This window comes from Salimicrobium humidisoli, from assembly GCF_002295105.1.
In the GTDB taxonomy this organism is placed as follows: domain Bacteria; phylum Bacillota; class Bacilli; order Bacillales; family Halobacillaceae; genus Salimicrobium; species Salimicrobium humidisoli.
The window spans coordinates 55,720-73,008 of record NZ_NSGH01000009.1 but is presented as its reverse complement, the minus strand read 5'-3'; the positions used below and the strand labels follow the sequence as shown (position 1 = coordinate 73,008).

The 17,289-nt window shown below is 49.3% G+C and carries 17 protein-coding genes; 10 read left to right on the top strand and 7 right to left on the bottom strand.

Annotation, left to right across the window (positions count from 1 at the left end; translation table 11 throughout):
* Positions 1 to 25 precede the first annotated feature (25 nt).
* On the bottom strand, positions 26 to 1,369 hold the full coding sequence (gene dnaA / locus CKW00_RS07245) for a chromosomal replication initiator protein DnaA (protein WP_095822011.1): 1,344 nt from the start codon (positions 1,367 to 1,369) through the stop codon (positions 26 to 28).
* A 612-nt stretch (positions 1,370 to 1,981) separates the two neighbouring features.
* Here dnaA and rpmH point away from each other — a divergent pair.
* The 7 genes from rpmH to rsmG all read left to right on the top strand — a co-directional run bounded on the left by rpmH (position 1,982) and on the right by rsmG (position 8,454).
* The gene (gene rpmH, locus CKW00_RS07240; RefSeq protein WP_008590292.1) at positions 1,982 to 2,116 is read left to right on the top strand and encodes a 50S ribosomal protein L34; all 135 of its coding nucleotides are present in this window, start codon (positions 1,982 to 1,984) and stop codon (positions 2,114 to 2,116) included.
* Between the two features lie 128 nt (positions 2,117 to 2,244).
* Entirely contained in the window at positions 2,245 to 2,592 is a 348-nt protein-coding gene (gene rnpA, locus CKW00_RS07235) for a ribonuclease P protein component (protein ID WP_095822010.1), read from the top strand.
* Between the two features lie 77 nt (positions 2,593 to 2,669).
* Positions 2,670 to 3,437 (top strand): membrane protein insertase YidC, encoded by a 768-nt coding sequence (gene yidC, locus CKW00_RS07230; protein ID WP_076572396.1) that lies wholly within the window; start codon positions 2,670 to 2,672, stop codon positions 3,435 to 3,437.
* On the top strand, positions 3,434 to 4,051 hold the full coding sequence (jag, locus tag CKW00_RS07225; RefSeq protein ID WP_095822009.1) for an RNA-binding cell elongation regulator Jag/EloR: 618 nt from the start codon (positions 3,434 to 3,436) through the stop codon (positions 4,049 to 4,051). Before yidC ends, jag begins: the two co-directional genes overlap by 4 nt.
* A 385-nt stretch (positions 4,052 to 4,436) precedes the next feature.
* A complete protein-coding gene (gene mnmE / locus CKW00_RS07220) occupies positions 4,437 to 5,813 on the top strand; it encodes a tRNA uridine-5-carboxymethylaminomethyl(34) synthesis GTPase MnmE (RefSeq protein WP_095822008.1) in 1,377 nt (458 codons plus the stop codon).
* 22 nt (positions 5,814 to 5,835) lie between these two features.
* Positions 5,836 to 7,722 (top strand): tRNA uridine-5-carboxymethylaminomethyl(34) synthesis enzyme MnmG, encoded by a 1,887-nt coding sequence (gene mnmG, locus CKW00_RS07215; protein WP_095822007.1) that lies wholly within the window; start codon positions 5,836 to 5,838, stop codon positions 7,720 to 7,722.
* A gap of 15 nt (positions 7,723 to 7,737) precedes the next feature.
* The gene (rsmG, locus tag CKW00_RS07210) at positions 7,738 to 8,454 is read left to right on the top strand and encodes a 16S rRNA (guanine(527)-N(7))-methyltransferase RsmG (protein ID WP_095822006.1); all 717 of its coding nucleotides are present in this window, start codon (positions 7,738 to 7,740) and stop codon (positions 8,452 to 8,454) included.
* A 48-nt stretch (positions 8,455 to 8,502) separates the two neighbouring features.
* Here rsmG and CKW00_RS07205 read toward each other — a convergent pair whose 3' ends face one another.
* From CKW00_RS07205 to CKW00_RS07195, 3 genes are all read right to left on the bottom strand, one after another.
* Positions 8,503 to 9,636 carry a zinc-dependent alcohol dehydrogenase gene (locus CKW00_RS07205; RefSeq protein WP_095822005.1) on the bottom strand — a complete coding sequence of 378 codons (1,134 nt, stop codon included), beginning with the start codon at positions 9,634 to 9,636 and terminating at the stop codon, positions 8,503 to 8,505.
* A gap of 90 nt (positions 9,637 to 9,726) precedes the next feature.
* Complete coding sequence (gene nei / locus CKW00_RS07200) at positions 9,727 to 10,548, bottom strand: endonuclease VIII (protein WP_095822004.1); 822 nt, start codon at positions 10,546 to 10,548, stop codon at positions 9,727 to 9,729.
* Between the two features lie 367 nt (positions 10,549 to 10,915).
* Positions 10,916 to 11,785, bottom strand: a complete 870-nt coding sequence (locus CKW00_RS07195; RefSeq protein WP_095822003.1) for an SDR family oxidoreductase — start codon at positions 11,783 to 11,785, stop codon at positions 10,916 to 10,918.
* Positions 11,786 to 11,948: 163 nt separating this feature from the next.
* On the opposite strand from CKW00_RS07195, the gene CKW00_RS07190 reads away from it, so the two are divergent.
* The gene (locus tag CKW00_RS07190) at positions 11,949 to 12,482 is read left to right on the top strand and encodes a GNAT family N-acetyltransferase (RefSeq protein WP_095822002.1); all 534 of its coding nucleotides are present in this window, start codon (positions 11,949 to 11,951) and stop codon (positions 12,480 to 12,482) included.
* A gap of 40 nt (positions 12,483 to 12,522) precedes the next feature.
* Here CKW00_RS07190 and CKW00_RS07185 read toward each other — a convergent pair whose 3' ends face one another.
* The gene (locus CKW00_RS07185) at positions 12,523 to 13,032 is read right to left on the bottom strand and encodes a shikimate kinase (RefSeq protein ID WP_095822001.1); all 510 of its coding nucleotides are present in this window, start codon (positions 13,030 to 13,032) and stop codon (positions 12,523 to 12,525) included.
* 17 nt (positions 13,033 to 13,049) lie between these two features.
* Positions 13,050 to 13,784 (bottom strand): type I 3-dehydroquinate dehydratase, encoded by a 735-nt coding sequence (gene aroD, locus CKW00_RS07180; RefSeq protein WP_095822000.1) that lies wholly within the window; start codon positions 13,782 to 13,784, stop codon positions 13,050 to 13,052.
* Positions 13,785 to 13,974: 190 nt separating this feature from the next.
* On the opposite strand from aroD, the gene ddlA reads away from it, so the two are divergent.
* Positions 13,975 to 15,075 (top strand): D-alanine--D-alanine ligase, encoded by a 1,101-nt coding sequence (gene ddlA / locus CKW00_RS07175; RefSeq protein ID WP_095821999.1) that lies wholly within the window; start codon positions 13,975 to 13,977, stop codon positions 15,073 to 15,075.
* A 48-nt stretch (positions 15,076 to 15,123) separates the two neighbouring features.
* Here the strand turns inward: ddlA and CKW00_RS07170 are convergent, their stop codons facing one another.
* A complete protein-coding gene (locus CKW00_RS07170) occupies positions 15,124 to 16,173 on the bottom strand; it encodes a dipeptidase (RefSeq protein ID WP_095821998.1) in 1,050 nt (349 codons plus the stop codon).
* Positions 16,174 to 16,363: 190 nt separating this feature from the next.
* Between CKW00_RS07170 and noc the strand changes: the two genes are divergently transcribed.
* Positions 16,364 to 17,245: a nucleoid occlusion protein gene (gene noc / locus CKW00_RS07165; RefSeq protein WP_095821997.1), complete on the top strand. Its 882-nt coding sequence runs from the start codon at positions 16,364 to 16,366 to the stop codon at positions 17,243 to 17,245.
* Positions 17,246 to 17,289: the final 44 nt, after the last annotated feature.

The following is a 17,289-nucleotide window of genomic DNA, read 5'->3' as shown; positions in this document are numbered from 1 at the left end:
CTGTTATTCACACTATACCCAGGCTCTACGTTTTCAACTGTTCTGTAATCTCATCGAGTTCCCTGTGAAGCTGCTGGTCATTGCTCAGCATATTCGTAATCTTTTCATGGGCATGGATCACTGTCGTATGATCGCGTCCCCCGAATTCTTCGCCGATTTTAGGAAGGGAGGCGTCAGTGAGCTCCCTCGATAAATACATGGCAATCTGACGGGGAAACGCTACGGATTTCGTCCGTTTTTTCGCCGGAAAATCTTCCATGCGGATGTTGAATTTCTCAGCGACGACTTCCTGTATATCACCGATCGTAATGACTTTCGGCTTCTTGTTCGGAATAATGTCCTTCAGTGCTTCAGCCGCCAGGGAAGCGTTGATATCCCGATTGATCAGGGAGGAGTAGGCTACCACTCTGATCAGTGCTCCTTCGAGTTCACGGATGTTGGTATCGATCTGGTTGGCGATATAAAGCATGACCTCATTCGGGATTTCGAGCCCTTCCGCTTTAGCTTTTTTCCTGAGGATCGCAATTCTCGTCTCGAGATCCGGCGGTGTGATATCCGTAATGAGCCCCCACTCAAAGCGGGAGCGGAGCCTGTCTTCGAGCGTCGGTATCTCTTTCGGGGGACGGTCGCTTGAAATGACGATCTGTTTGCTTTCTTCATGAAGAGTATTGAATGTATGGAAGAACTCTTCCTGGGTCTGTTCTTTCCCTGCAAGGAACTGGATGTCATCTATAAGAAGAACGTCCACGCTCCGATATTTGTTTCGGAAGTTCACAGCTTTGTTATCACGGATCGAGTTGATGAATTCATTCGTGAATTTTTCGGACGTAATATATACGACTTTCGCATTCGGGTTGTGGTCCAGGACGTAATGACCGATCGCATGCATCAGGTGAGTCTTGCCGAGCCCGACGCCCCCGTAGATGAAAAGAGGGTTATAAGCCCTTGCCGGAGCTTCTGCAACGGCCAGAGATGCTGCGTGAGCGAACCGGTTCCCGCTTCCGATGACGAACGTATCGAACGTATATTTGGAATTCAGCATGCTCGTCGGAGATTCTTCCCCGTCTTTAAGATCCGGAGGTTTGGAGGAGAGTTTTACGTCTTCGAGAGACTCCTCTTTCGTTTCCGGGATGATGAATTTCGTTTTCAGTTCCGATCCCGTCACTTCGATCAGCGTTTCTTTAATTAATTTCTGATACTGGTTCTCGAGCCAGTCTCTCGCGAATTCATTCGGAGCTATGATGGTGAGCGTATCTTCGTCGAGAGAGTGAGCTTTCGTCGCTTTCAGCCAGGTCTCAAAGCTCGGTTTGCTGATTTTCTCTTTCATCTGCTCCAGAGTGGCATTCCATAACTCATGGATATTTTCCAACCCTTTCACCCCTTTCCTGTTGCAATAAAGAAAAGCTTTTTGTTCGTTTTACATAACAAAAAGCTATAATTTTTCGCTTTAACATAAAAAATGTCTTTTAAACTGTTGTGGATGTACGATAGGGTATGAATAAAGGACTCAGTCGCTTTTTACCCATTATCCACACCTTTGTGCATAAGTATGTCTACACCCCTGTGAAAAACTATCCACATATTACCCACAAGCTGTGGATAATGTAAAATCGGGCAGGAATTAATTTCACTGTTAAACACAAATATAATATCAAATAAATCGCAGTCTTGCAATGAATCACAGGAACTTATCCACAATTTCTACAGCTTGAGGAAAAAACATATCCACACCACCATATTTTGTGGTTAACCTGTAGATTAGTGCTGTGGATAGAAACGGGAGATGAAAATGTTGTGCACACTGGAGGTGGACAGCGGATTTTCCGGTTGTTGTAGTACAGATGCTGTTGTAAGACACCCCCGAAAAAAGATCTCTGCTTAAATTAGTAATTGACATCATTTTTTAAATATGATTATAATGATTAGGACTGCCTATGACATGAGAAACAACATGTAAATCCCATCAGGAGGTGTGTATATAATGAAACGTACATTTCAACCAAATAATCGTAAGCGCAAAAAAGTACACGGATTCCGTACACGTATGAGCACGAAGAACGGCAGAAAAGTTCTTGCTCGTCGTCGTCGTAAAGGAAGAAAAACGTTATCCGCATAAGACCACTGAAGCAATCAGTGGTTTTTTTTCTAGGTTCTGCCATTCGTGTCGGAGTGATGATCGCCACCTGGTGTTCTCCGGCCCTTGGGACAGAACTTTTTTAATGCAGATAAGAGGTTGTGAGAACTGTGCAGAAAGCATACAGAATCAAAAAAAACAAAGAATTTCAGACGGTCTTCAAAAAAGGGAAATCTTTTGCCAACAGGCAGCTGGTTCTATATTATTTAAAAAAAGATCAGCCTCATTTCCGGATTGGACTATCCGTGAGTAAGCGGATAGGCAATGCTGTAATGAGAAATAAAGTGAAGAGGTACCTGCGTCAGGCTTTTCAGGAGATGGAGGAGGACCTTCATCAGGAATATGACTACGTTGTGATCGCCAGAAAACCGGTGAACACGATGGAGTACCACGAACTGAAGCAAAGTCTTCAGCACGTCTGCAGGCGTTCCGGTGTTCTGAAAAAGAAATTGAAATAAAATGTTCATGGAATGATTCCTTAATAAGTGCTAGTATGAAAAAGGAAATATGAAGTTTCAGTAAGGAGGAAGGAACGTTGCGTAAAAAGCTGAGCATATTGCTCGCAATGGCGGGAGTACTGCTATTCCTTTCCGGGTGTACGCAGATCAATCAGGATGTTTCTGCGGATAGTACCGGATTCTGGAATGAATTCGTAGTCTGGCCGTTATCACAGACGTTGTTGTTTTTCGCTGATTTCTTAAGCGGAAGTTATGGATTGGCAATCATTACGGTGACGATCATCATTCGTCTGGTCTTGTTGCCGTTGAACGTTAAACAGCTGAAAAGTTCGAAATCGATGCAGGATATTCAGCCTCAACTGCAGGAATTAAGACAGAAATACAGTTCGAAAGATGCTCAGACGCAGCAGAAGCTGCAGCAGGAAACGATGAATCTTTTCCAGCAGAACGGTGTCAACCCGCTGGCCGGGTGTCTGCCGATCATCGTTCAGATGCCGATACTGATCGGTTTCTATCACGCGATTATGAGAACACCCGAAATACAGACGCATAACTTCATGTGGCTCGAACTCGGTTCTCCGGATCCGTTTCTCGCTATATTGACAGCTGCCACTACGTTCCTTCAGCAGAAGCTGATGATGGCAGGCATGTCGGGTGCAGCAGGAGCGAACCCTCAGATGCAGATGATGCTTTACATCATGCCGCTGATGATCGGTACATTCGCATTCTTCTTCCCGTCCGCCCTTGCTCTCTACTGGATCGTGGGTAACGTGTTCATGATTTTACAGACGATATTCATACGTAAACCGATGATGAACAAATCGACAGGAGGCGCAAATCAGTGAAGCAAATGACTGCTACAGGCTCATCAGTGAAAGAAGCGGTCGACTCTGCCCTGGCCGAACTTCGGACAACAGAGGACCGGGTTGATGTGGAAATACTGGATGAAGGCAGAAAAGGTTTTCTTGGATTCGGAGCAAAACCGTCCATAGTCAAAGTGACGAAGAAAAAAGATCTGGAAGAAGAAACAGCCGCCTACATTCAGAACGTAGCAGCTCAAATGGGACTTACTGTGAGCGTCGATACGAAAAGAAAGAACCGGGATATCTATGCCGATATTTCCGGGGAAGACATAGCCAGACTGATCGGAAAGCGCGGGCAGACACTGAATGCCCTGCAGTACCTGACTCAGGTGGCGGTGAACAATTCTGCTGAACAGGTCATGAGTGTCATGCTTGATGCAGAAGGTTACCGGGAACGTCGCCGCGAGACGCTGGAACAGCTGGCCGAACGTAAGGCAGAACAGGCACTCGTGAGACAGCAGCAGGTAAAGCTCGAACCTATGCCTTCCTACGAACGGAAAATCATTCATGCGGCACTCCAGAGAAACAGACGGGTGGAGACGGATTCGGCCGGGAAAGATCCGAACCGTTCCGTCGTTATCCGCCCTGTGCAATAGAATAACTGCAACCCTTTTCCCCGCCAGGCGTCCCTGGCGGGTTTTTGTATGCGGAAAAGGAGATTTTTTTATGCCGTCCGGCTTTTTCGTGACTTTCGGAGCCTGGAAGTCCGGCCGAAGGTAACGATTACGCAGGAAACGTGACGTCTGTACACCATAGTACAGCCTGAAGGTAACGATGAAGCGGGAATCGTGACGTTGAAAGACCGGAAACTTCCCTGAAGGTCACGATAATCCGTTTCCTCCTGCAGCCCCGGAAGATTCTTCTTCAGCTGTGAAGCAGGAACTTGATATTTATCCCCAAACCATGCTAATCTTAACTGTTAGTTATTAACGATAAACTTATCCACATGTGGATATTTCAATAAAGAAGGAGGTGCGATGTATGGATACCGATACGATTGCGGCTATTTCTACCCCGACAGGAGAAGGAGCGATTGCGATTGTCCGCCTGAGCGGGGACGATGCAGTTTCCAGAGCAAACGAACTGTTCCAGGGGAAAGATTTGACGACTGTCGATTCTCATACGATGCACTATGGAAAATTACTGGACCCGGAGACGGGTGAAATAGCGGAAGAAGTGATGGCGTCGGTCATGCGTGCACCGAAAACCTTCACCCGGGAAGATATCGTGGAAATCAACTGTCACGGCGGACTCGTGTCCGTGAACCGGGTCCTTGAGATCGTCCTGGCCCAGGGGGCGCGACTTGCCGAGCCCGGGGAATTCACGAAACGTGCTTTTCTGAACGGACGAATCGATTTGTCACAGGCAGAAGCGGTCATGGACCTTATCCGCGCCAAAACGGACAGAGCGATGAATGTAGCGCTGAAGCAGATGGACGGCCGGCTGTCCGTACTGATCCAGAATCTTCGTCAGAAATTGCTGGAAACACTCGCCCAGGTGGAAGTGAATATCGACTATCCGGAGTACGATGACGTCGAGGAAATGACGAACGACATCATGCAGGAGAAAACGGCGGAAGTCCGCGATGAGATCGAAAATCTTCTGCAGACGGCGAAGCAGGGGAAAATTCTGCGCGAAGGCCTGGCTACGGCTATCATCGGCCGTCCGAACGTCGGGAAGTCATCACTGATGAACACGCTCGTCCATGAAAACAAAGCGATCGTCACCGAAGTGCCGGGGACGACGCGGGATGTGATCGAAGAATACGTAAACGTGAGAGGAGTGCCGCTCAGGCTCGTGGATACGGCCGGCATCCGGGAAACCGAGGACATCGTCGAACGGATCGGAGTGGAGCGCTCGCGTCAGGTGCTGACGGAAGCGGATCTCATTCTTCTTGTGTTAAACTATGGAGACGAGCTTACGGAAGAAGACGTGAAGCTTTTTGAAGCGGCTCGCGATATGAACATGATTGTGTTGCTGAATAAGACGGATCTTGATCAGAAAATAGATATAGAACGTGTGAAAGAATTAGCCGGGGACAACCCGGTCATTTCCACTTCCCTCATTCAGGAAGAGGGGATCGATCAGCTTGAGAACGCGATCTCCTCCACATTCTTTGAAGGGGAAATCGACAGCGGGGATATGACGTACGTATCGAACGTGCGGCACGTTCAGCTGTTGAAGCAGTCCAAACAGGCGCTGGAGGATGCGCGCGAAGGTATGGAAATGGGAGTGCCGATCGACGTCGTTCAGATCGATGTGACGAGAACGTGGGAACTGCTTGGTGAAATTGTCGGTGACACTGTCGGAGAAAGTCTTATTGATGAATTATTCTCGCAGTTCTGCTTAGGGAAATAAAATTTTAAAGGAGAGATCTCGAATGACTTATGATGCAGGTCATTACGACGTTATTGTTATAGGAGCTGGTCATGCCGGAGTCGAAGCGGCCGCAGCTTCCGCGCGGCGCGGAGCGAAGACGCTCATGCTCAGTCTGAATCTGGATATGATCGCGTTCATGCCGTGTAACCCTTCGATCGGCGGTCCCGCCAAAGGAATAGTTGTACGTGAAGTGGATGCTCTCGGAGGTCTGATGGGCCGGGTCATTGATAAGACCCATATCCAGATGCGCCTTCTGAACACAAGAAAAGGCCCGGCCGTACGCGCCTTGCGTGCCCAGGCGGATAAACCTCTTTATCTGAAAGAGATGAAACGTCTGCTTGAAAATCAGGAGAACCTCACCCTCCGTCAGGGGATGGTAGAGAAGATTCTTGTGGAGGACGATCAGGTAAAAGGAGTCGTAACGGAAACGAAAGCGGCATACTACGCTCCGAGCGTCATCGTGACGACCGGTACATTTATGCGGGGACGCGTCATCATCGGTGATTTGTCATACGAAAGTGGACCGAACAACCAGCGTCCGACCGTCACGCTTTCCGAGCAGCTCGAAGAACTGGGTATCGAAATGGTACGGTTCAAGACCGGGACGCCGATGCGCGTAAACAGCCATACGATCGATTATTCGAAAACGGAGATTCAGCCCGGGGAAACGGAACCGCGCTCGTTCTCCTATGAAACGACCGAATTCATTACCGACCAGATTCCGTGCTGGCTGACGTATACGAACGAAACGACGCACGAAGTCATTAACGAAAACCTTGGTCTGTCCCCGATGTATTCCGGAATGATCAAAGGTACAGGACCTCGTTACTGCCCATCCATTGAAGATAAAGTAGTGCGCTTCAACGACAAGCCACGTCACCAGATCTTCCTGGAACCGGAAGGCCGGGACACGGAAGAGGTGTACGTCCAGGGGCTGTCCACTTCTCTTCCGGAATACGTGCAGAAGCAGATGATGGAAACAGTACCGGGACTCGAAAATGCAGAAATTATGCGGGCCGGCTATGCGATCGAGTACGATTCCGTCGTGCCGACACAGCTGTGGCCGACCCTCGAAACGAAACAGATCGACGGACTATTTACAGCCGGTCAGATCAACGGGACTTCCGGGTATGAAGAAGCGGCCGGTCAGGGACTGATGGCAGGAATCAACGCTGCAGCCAAAACGCTTGATCTGGAACCGTTGATTCTCGATCGCTCCGAAGGATATATCGGAGTTATGATCGACGATCTGGTCACGAAAGGTACAAGAGAACCGTACCGTCTTCTCACATCCCGTGCCGAGTTCCGTCTCATGCTTCGTCACGATAACGCGGACCTCCGCCTTACGGAAAAAGGATACGAGCTCGGCCTCATTCCGGAGGAGCGCTATAACCGTTTCACAGAGAAACGCCGGAAGATCGAAGAAGAGAAGAAACGTCTTGAAAATGAAATCGTCAAGGCTACGGAAGACGTGCAGGACATCGTGAAGGAATCGGGTACGACGCCTCTGAAAGAAGCGGTACGGGCGAGCGACCTTCTGCGTCGTCCCGAGATCGACTACAGCTATATCGAACGTCTCACTCCATCCGATATCGCTCTGACAGCGGATGAAAAAGAACAGGTTGAAATTCAGATCAAATACTCCGGATATATCAAAAAATCACTGGAGCAGATCGAGAAGATGAGAAATATGGAATCCAAAAAAATACCGGACTACATCGACTACGATGCTATTCAGGGGCTCGCTTCCGAAGCGGCGGACCGGCTCAAAGCCGTACAGCCGCTCTCTGTCGGTCAGGCCTCGAGGGTTTCCGGCGTGAATCCGGCCGATATATCGATTCTGCTTGTGTATATCGAGCAGGGAAATGTAGCCCGGGTTTCCGGCTGAGGAAGGACGTAGGATATGGATATTTCTACTTTTCAAAACAAATTGAAAGAACAGGGGATCGAGCTTACGGAGAAACAGCTCGATCAGTTCGAAAAATATTGGGAAATGCTTGTCGAGTGGAATGAAAAAATGAACCTGACCGCTATTACGGAGAAAGGGGAAGTGTATGAGAAACATTTCTATGATTCTCTGACTGCCGCCTTTTATCATGACTTCTCCGGCCCGCTCCGCATCTGTGATGTCGGGGCGGGGGCAGGTTTTCCGAGTCTTCCGCTGAAAATCGTGTTTCCGGAACTGAAGGTTACGATCGTCGATTCTCTGAAAAAGAGGATCGGCTTTCTGAACCATTTAGCTACGGAGCTTGAGCTGAACGATGTGGCTTTCTATCACGACCGCGCCGAGAATTTCGGCAAGAACGGGAAATTCCGGGAAAAGTATGATCTCGTCCTCGGACGTGCTGTCGCCCGGATGTCTGTGCTGAGTGAACTGTGCCTGCCGCTTGTAAAAAAAGGCGGGTTCCTCATCGCCATGAAAGGGCCGAACGCCCAGGAAGAGATGGACACAGCCGGATCCGCCATTTCTATCCTCGGCGGAGAGACGAAGGATGTGCACAGCTTCACGCTGCCGGAAGACGGAGCGGAGAGAAGCATTATACGCATTGAAAAACGCCGGAAAACCCCCGGCAAATATCCGAGAAAAGCGGGAACTCCGAACAAAGTTCCGCTTTCCTGAAAAACAGACGAAAAAATCCCCCTTCCTGATGGAAGAGGGGTTTTTTCGTTATGGTTTCAGAACGACTTTGATGTTGCCGTCTTCTTTTTTATCGAAAATGTCATACCCTTTGGCCGCATCTTCAAGAGGAAGGCTGTGGGTGATGATATCGGTCGGGTCCAGTTCATTGTTCTCGACCATGTCATAAAGCTTCGGCATCAGGTGGATGACAGGCGCCTGACCCATTGTCAGGGAAACGTTCCGGCTGAAGAAATCTCCAAGCGGGAAGGCGTTGGCGTCTGTGCCGTATACGCCGGTAAGCTGGACGACTCCGAATTTCCGTACAGCCTGGGAAGCTGTGATAATCGGGTGGATCGTACCGAACTGATTATCTTCATCGGAGCCGAATTTTTCCCCTTTCGGTACCGTTCCGTCCATACCGACACAGTCGATGACGACGTCAGCTCCGCCTTTGGTGTCTTCGTGGAGGAGGGAACCGATGTCCGGGTTGTTGGAGAAATTGTACGTTTCCACATTATTCGTCTTCTCGGCATGGCTGAGTCGATGATCGACCTGATCGACGGCGATGACGCGTGAAGCCCCTTTCAAACGGGCGAACTTCTGAGCCATGAGGCCGATCGGTCCGCTTCCGAGAATGATGACGGTATCTCCTTTTTTCACTCCGCTGTTTTCCACACTCCAGTAAGCTGTCGGCATTACATCGGAGAGGAAGAGGACGCTTTCATCTTCCAGTTCGCTGTTCTCCGGAACTTTAAAGGAAGTGAAATCAGCATACGGAACGCGAAGGTACTCCGCCTGGCCGCCGGGGAAATTCCCGAACATTTCCGTAAATCCGAAAAGGCCACCCGGTTCGCCGTGCGGGTTGGATTCGTCACACTGGCTTTCCATCTGGTTCTTACAGAAGAAACATTCTCCGCACCCGATGTTGAACGGGATAACGACTCTATCGCCTTTTTTCAGGTTTTTCACTTCAGGGCCGACTTCTTCTACGATACCCATCGGCTCGTGACCGACGACGTAGTCCTGTTCAGGCTTAATTCCGCCTTTGTACAGGTGTAAGTCGGAGCCGCATACCCCGCTGGCTGTTATTTTTACGATCATATCACTCGGTTCTTGTATGGAAGGAGCTGCTACATCTTTTACCTGCATGTTTTCTTTACCCTGGAACGTTACTGCTCTCATGTTGTTATCTCACTCCTTTTCTGGTATTGGAGACAATATATCCCTGAACTTCCAAAGTTAAACATGAAGAAAGAGGGAAACTTTTCAATATTAAAGTGCCTGACACGTAGGGCAGTAGTACAGTCGGCGGTTGCCGGCTTCTATTTTTTCTATTTTCGTCCGGCATATGTGACACGGCTGAAACGAACGACGGAATACCCAGTGCCGATACTGGTTCCGTGCTTTTCCTTCCGCTTTCATCCGTTCTGCAATATCTGGATCGACGGTTATCCCTTTGTAGCGGTAGGATTGTTCCATAAGGGTGATCGTAGCCTCTGCCGCTTTTTCGATCTGCTGTGGCGTGGAGTCCGTGGGTCTCAGGGAAGGGTGGATACCTGCGAGAAAAAGAATCTCACTCCGTAAGTAGTTTCCGATACCGGCTACGAAAGACTGATCCAGAAGCAGGGTGGTCCATCTCCTTCTGAAGAAACGTCTGCTCGTGTACCGTTCTCTAAGTTGTTCCTTAGTCACAGTCTCAGATAAAATGTCCGGTCCGACTTTCCTTATGAAAGGATGATCAGGTACTTCTTCGTCTCTCAACACTTCGATGTCCGAAGCGCTGTATAAAAGAGCGGACTTTTTTTCGTTATGAATCGCCAGTCGGAGCTGACGATTCGTCTTCGGGTAGTTGTAGGCATTCCTGATCATCCATTTCCCGTACAGCTGGTTGTGGGAATAGATGGTGTACCCATTGTCAAAGCGGGTAAGCATCGCTTTTCCTTTCGTATCTACACCGGTTACGGTCGCCCCGGTCAAAATATCCTCATATCCTTCAAGCGTTTCAAAAGCGAAAGAGATATCGAGGACTTCCCTGTCTTTCAGGGCTTTCTCCACCGCGTCAGCGGCTTTCCGTATTTCTGGTCCTTCCGGCATCACGGATCTCCTCTCAACGAAAAATCTTTTAACAAAAAGGACGCAAGCAGTCGGATCAAAAATTCTTCCTGCTTACGCCTCTGTTTCTAAACGGTCAGCTCCACATTTAGTTTTATCCAGTTGCGCCAGCCAGAAGCTCCGTCCATAAGCAGTCTCACCTGGTTCGGAAAAACCACCGACCCCGGGTGATTCTGCTTATGTCCCCGCTTCTCCCGTCTGGCTCCACTTTTAGTTTATCCAGTTTCGCTGACCAGAAACTTGGGACCCAGGCAGCCCGGCCCGGCAAAAAGAAAAATCACTTTTTGACCGTCCGTCTGCCTGCGCCTTCGTTTCTGAACGGTCAGCTCCACTTTTAGTTTTTCCACTTTTAGCTGGACATGAAGAGGCCGCCGTTGATGTGGATGAACTGGCCGGTCATGTATGTCGAATCGTCGGATGCGAGCAGGACATAGCTGCCGACGTGTTCCACCGGCTGACCCGGACGTCCCATCGGTGTATTCGTACCGAACTGTTCCACTTTATCCTCATCAAATGTGGCAGGGATCAACGGTGTCCAGATTGGTCCCGGGGCTACTCCGTTTACGCGTATCCCTTTACTCACGAGCTGCTGTGCCATGGAACGGGTGAACGCTACGACGGCACCTTTCGAAGAAGTATAGTCCACGAGCTGAGGGTTCCCTGTATACGGGTTGATGGAAGCCGTATTGATAATAGAGCTTCCTCTCTCCAGGTGAGGGATGGCCGCTTTCGTCAGATGGAACATGGAGAAGATATTCGTCCGGAACGTCTGCTCCAGCTGTTCTGCCGAAATATTAAGCAGGTCGTCCGTCGGATGCTGCTCCGCCGCATTGTTTACGAGCACATCCAGTTTTCCGAACTCGCTGACGGTTTTTTCGACGATATTTTTACAGTGCGTTTCATCACCGATGTCTCCCGGAAGAAGAAGTGCTTTTTGACCTTCCGCTTCGATAAGTTTTGCAGTATCTTCGGCGTCCTGGTGTTCTTCCAGATAAGAGATGGCTACGTCGGCACCTTCTTTGGCATAACCGATAGCTACGGAGCGGCCGATGCCGCTGTCGGCTCCTGTAATAAGAGCGACTTTACCTTTCAGTTTGTCACCGCTGCGGTAATCTTCATCCGCGTGGAGCGGTTTCGGGTCCATTTTCCCTTCCACGCCGGGCTGATGCGATTGTCCCTGCTTCGGCTGTCCTTCTGTCTGTCGATCAAAACGTTCCATGTTAAGATCCTCCTTCTATATAAGTTAATGATTTATAGTGATAGTCCGCAGTTACGCTTTCTCTATTCCACCATTCCACCTGTAAAAAAAATCAAACTCCCCTTTCATAATTTGTCCGTGTGCGATAAGATGAACGGTAACTTTTATAAGAGGGGGGAAGGATATGCAACTGGAATCCGCACGACTGACTCTGCGTCCATACCGAGCGACGGATGCAGAGCCGGCAGCTGAACTGGCGAATGATGAGGAAATCGCCCGGAGGACCTTCGTGCCGCATCCATATACGGTGGAGCACGCCGAAACGTGGATTGCCACGCATGAAGAAGCGATAGAAGAAGGCACGGCGTACCCTCTTGCAATAATCGAAAAGAAAAGCGGAGAGCTTACAGGTACGATGACGCTCAGGGTGAACCGGAAACATAAAAACGGCGAGCTCGCCTATTGGGTGGGACAGCCATTCTGGGGAAAAGGGTACGCTTCGGAAGCGGCCCGCCGTATTGCGGACTTCGGATTCGATGAGCTTGAACTTGAACGTATGTGGGGGAGGGCCATGGCGGATAATATCCCTTCCCAGCAGGTAATGAAGAAAGTCGGGCTCCGATATGAAGGTGCGTTACGTCATGAGGTTCTCCATGACGGAGAGTTCAGGGATACCTACATGTACGGCATGATCTGGGCGGACCGCTCCGATAAATAGGGAAAAGCCGGTACGAGTTCTGAACTCGTACCGGCTTTTTTCATGTCAGGGATAATCGCTCGATAATGACATCGGCGACCTGTTCTTCGGTATAACCGTCCGTAAGAAACCGTTCGTGGTGGTCGCGATACACGGATTTTCTTTCCTCGAACAGCTGACGGATTTCTTCTGTCGTTTTATTACGGAGGACAGGACGGTCTTCCATCAGTTCGTCTATCCTGCTTTTCCATATTTCCCAGGAAATATCGAGAAATACTACGTGACATTGTGCCATACACACGTCTTTGATCTCTTCCTGCAGAAAAGCGCCCCCTCCGAGAGAGAGTATAGTACCGGGCTGTTTTGCATAGTAAGAGATGAATTTCTTTTCTTCATCGCGGAACATTTTTTCCCCGTACGCCGTGAATATGTCGCGGATTTTCATATCGTGATACCGCTCGATTTCTTTATCGACGTCAATGAACGTGCGGTTCAATTTTTCACTGAGAAGGGAACCGACCGTCGTCTTACCGACTCCCATGAATCCGATGATGGCAATGCTTTTTTCCATAGTGAAACTCTCCCTGCCTACTGATATTTGCGCAGCTGAGCAATCGTTTTGTCCAGTTCTTCTATCGGTATCTGGCCCGGCGCCGAGGCGTGTTCTCCTACAGCGTACGTGATGACGGAACCGAAATACCACGCAAACATCCGGGTCACGGTGCCGAGTCCGCCCATCGCCATCGTAATGACCGGTATGCCGAGGGAACGTTTTGCTCCTTCCGTCACGGTAAGAAGACGGAGAACATCCTGTTTATTCTCCGGAGTGACGGCCAGTTTCGCGTAATCTGCACCTTTCTTCTCTGCCTCCCGAAGAATGTCGTGCATTTCTTCGGAGGAGGGGGTGGAATCGAAATCGTGGAAGGATAGAATAAGCTGCTTGTTGTTCGAAGACGCCGCTTCTTTTACACGTTCAACATCCTCCCCGGGCTGTCTGAGTTCAAAATCGAGAAGAGAGACGTGGGAGTTGGCAGCTACACGTTCGAGCAGTTCCACTTTGTGCGACTGATCGATATCGGTCTGGTCTCCTCCTTCTTTCTGGTCACGGATGGTGAACAGAAGCGGGATATCCTTCTTCACTTCTCCGATCGTTTCAAGAGTTTCGAGAACGTGTTCCGTATCTGCAAGATTCCGGAAGTAATCGGCTCTCCATTCGAAAAGATCCGGATTCTTCGGTACAATGGCACGCACTTCTTCCGTCACTTCTTCCATCGTCTGTCCTGTGACGGGAGTACAGATATTCACATCATTCTGTTTCAGCATGTAAAAACCCTCCCCGTTGGTAATGTGTGTTTTATTTTACTTGAAAGGGGAGGGGAACGACAGGGAAAAGGGGAGAAATTTAAAATTCTGCCGGCTGCTGCACACGTTAATTTAAGAAAACTTTCGTCACAGAACGGCAGAAATGTGTATAATTGGTACAGAATGAACGAACAGATGGAGTGATTAAAGTATGAGTGATAAACAAAGAGTAGGAATCGTATTCGGCGGAAAGTCTGCCGAGCATGAAGTCTCCCTGCAGTCTGCGAAAAACGTCGTGGACGCCATCGACAAAGAGAAGTATGACGTAACGCTGATCGGTATCGATAAGCAGGGGAACTGGCACGTGAATGACGTAAACAATTATCTGGAAAATGAAGACGACCCTGCCAATATCCGCCTTCACCATTCGGATGAAGCGGTGGCGCTTGTGCCGGGCCGGGAAGAAGGTCAGGTTCTTCAGGTGTCGAAATCGGAGGCGCTGGAGCAGCTGGACGTCGTATTTCCGATTTTGCACGGGACACTAGGGGAGGACGGAAGCATCCAGGGAATGCTCAGAATCGCCAATCTCCCGTATGTCGGTCCGGACATTCTCGGCTCGGCCGTATGTATGGACAAAGATGTGGCCAAACGTCTGCTGCGCGAAGGGGGACTTGAGGTCGCAAAATCCCTGACGCTCCGGAAACAGCACAGAGAAGACGTTACTTTCAACAAGGCCGCCCGTACTCTCGGTACGCCGTTCTTCATTAAGCCTGCCAGTCAGGGCTCCTCGGTCGGAGTAAGTAAGGTGAAAACAGAAGAAGAGTTTGAAAAAGCTTTGTCGGAAGCCTTTCTGTACGATAAAAAAGTTTTGATTGAAGAAAATGTGGACGGCAGAGAGCTTGAATGTGCCATCCTCGGTAACGAACAGCCGAAAGCCTCCCAGATCGGAGAAATTATCCCGGCCGGAGACTTTTATTCCTATGAGTCGAAATATATCGATGAAAGCGGAGCCGGCCTGCAGCTTCCGGCACAACTGACGGACAACGAAAAAGAAAGAATCCGTACCGCTGCCGTTCGTGCTTTCGAAATTTTGGAGTGTGAAGGAATGGCCCGCGTCGATTTCTTCCTTACTGAAGAAGGGAAACTCGTCATCAATGAAATAAATACGATCCCCGGCTTCACGAAAATAAGTATGTATCCGAAACTCTGGGATATAAGCGGTATTCCTTATCCGAAGCTGATCGATGAGCTTCTGCAGCTCGGAATCCAAAGATACGAACGCGACAATCAGTTGAAAAATACGGTGGAATAGCGGAAAGCCCGGGCAGCTTGTGATGGCCCGGGCTTTTCCTTTGTTCACTCAGTCTTTCCACGTCTCTTCAAGGACGCGCACCCAGTTTTTCCAGGCGATCTTCTCCAGTTCTTCTTCAGTGAACCCGTCCTCTTCCAGAGCTTCCAGCACTTTTCTGCTCCCGGTTACATCCTGAAGCACATCCGGGATTGTAGTACCGTCGAAGTCCGAACCGAACGCCACGTGGTCCACGCCGACGAAATCGGCGATATATCGGAAATGACCGATAATCTCCTCCATCGATACGTCCGTGTCGAACTTACCGTCCGCCCGCAGCATGTTTACGGCGAAATTGATACCGATCACACCGCCGGAATCAGCGATTTTCCTGATCTGTTCGTCCGTCAGGTTCCGGGCATTCGGACAGAGGGAGTGGACGTTCGAATGCGTGGCTACGACAGGTGCCACCGTCGCATGGGCGACATTCCAGAAACCTTTTTCCGTCAGATGACTCGTATCTACCATAATCCCGAGATGATTACAGTGATGCAGCAGTTCAAACCCTTTCTCCGTGAGACCGTCACCCGTATCGGGGGAAGACGGATAACAGAAAGGGACTCCTTCCCCGAAGTCGTTTTTCCTGCTCCACACCGGTCCGATGGAACGAAGACCTGCTTCGTACAGGACATAGAGGGAGTCGAAGGATAAATCGATCGCTTCCGCTCCCTCTATGTGAAAAATTCCGGCCATTTTTCCCTGATCGATGGAATCTTTCAGTTCTTTTACGTTCCGGACGACCCGGAATGCATCGGGATTCTCATATTCCGTACGAAAGAGCTGGGAAGCGAGCTTGTGCGTGAAAGTCAGGGCTTCCGCCTGAGTGATTTTCTCGGGGAGCGGGAATTTGTAGCCGTTTTCGTTCATGAACTCCTCCCGGTTCTCTTCCCTTTCCGGACTCGGAGTGTACATCGCAAAAAATCCTCCCGCGAACCCTGATTTTTCAGCGCGTTCATAGTCGATATGTGTATGCTCCAGAGCATGGAAAAAAGAGGTGAGACCATCCTGCAGATGCAGCAGCGTGTCGTTGTGTCCGTCAAAAATCGGTATATTTTTTTTCATAAAAACTCCTCCTTCTGAGATTCATTCCCGTTAAAGAATCCGTTTAATTCATACTTTTCACGGGTGAATTATGATAAAATAAATGAAGACTCTAAAACATACGCAGTTTCATTATACTTGAAAATGTTCACGTACCTAATGATTCACGTGAAACATCGTATGTGCGATCGTAAAAAGGTGGTGTCTGATTTTGTTACATCCTTTCAGCCGCTTGTTCGGTTTAGGTGATAAGCCGGAGCCCGAAAACCGGGAGCAGGAGAAAGAATCATATAATCCCGATGAAGTTCTTCAGATTCCGATTGCCAAAATCCATCCGAACCGCTTTCAGCCCCGGACGGTTTTTAGTGCGGAAAAAATAGCCGAACTGGCTCAGACGTTACATACGCATGGAATGATACAGCCCATCGTTGTACGGGAGACCGAAGACGGAGAATATGAACTGATTGCCGGGGAACGGAGATGGCGCGCTTCCCAGTCTTTGGGGTGGGAAACGATTCCTGCGATCATCCGCGAAATGACGAATACACAGACGGCTTCTGTAGCTCTGATTGAGAACCTGCAAAGGGAAGAACTCTCGGTCATCGAAGAGGCGACGGCTTACCGGAAGCTCCTCGACATGCACGAATTGACTCAGGAAGCACTGGCGCAGCGCCTCGGAAAGAGTCAGTCTGCCATCGCCAACAAGCTTCGACTGCTGAAACTTCCGGAGTCTGTACAGCAGGCCGTACTGGATAAAAATATTACGGAGCGCCATGCCCGGGCTCTCATTGCTTTAAAGGATACGGACAAGATGGAAAAACTGCTTCAGGAAATCATCGATGAAGGACTGAATGTGAAGCAGACGGAAGAACGGATTGCAGAAATGAAAGATCCGAAAGAAAAGAAAAAACCTGCACCGAAGAAAAAGAAACCGAAAATCAAAGGTGTAAGTAAAGATATGAGAATCGCCATGAATACGATCCGCCAGTCTCTGGATATGGTGAAGGATACAGGTCTCGATGTAGAAACCGACGAAGAGGATTATGACGATTATTATCAGGTGACGATCAAAATTCCTAAAAATAAGCAATAACTTTCCGCAAGCTATGCTTTCCCGTCGAAAGCTGTAGTTTTCAA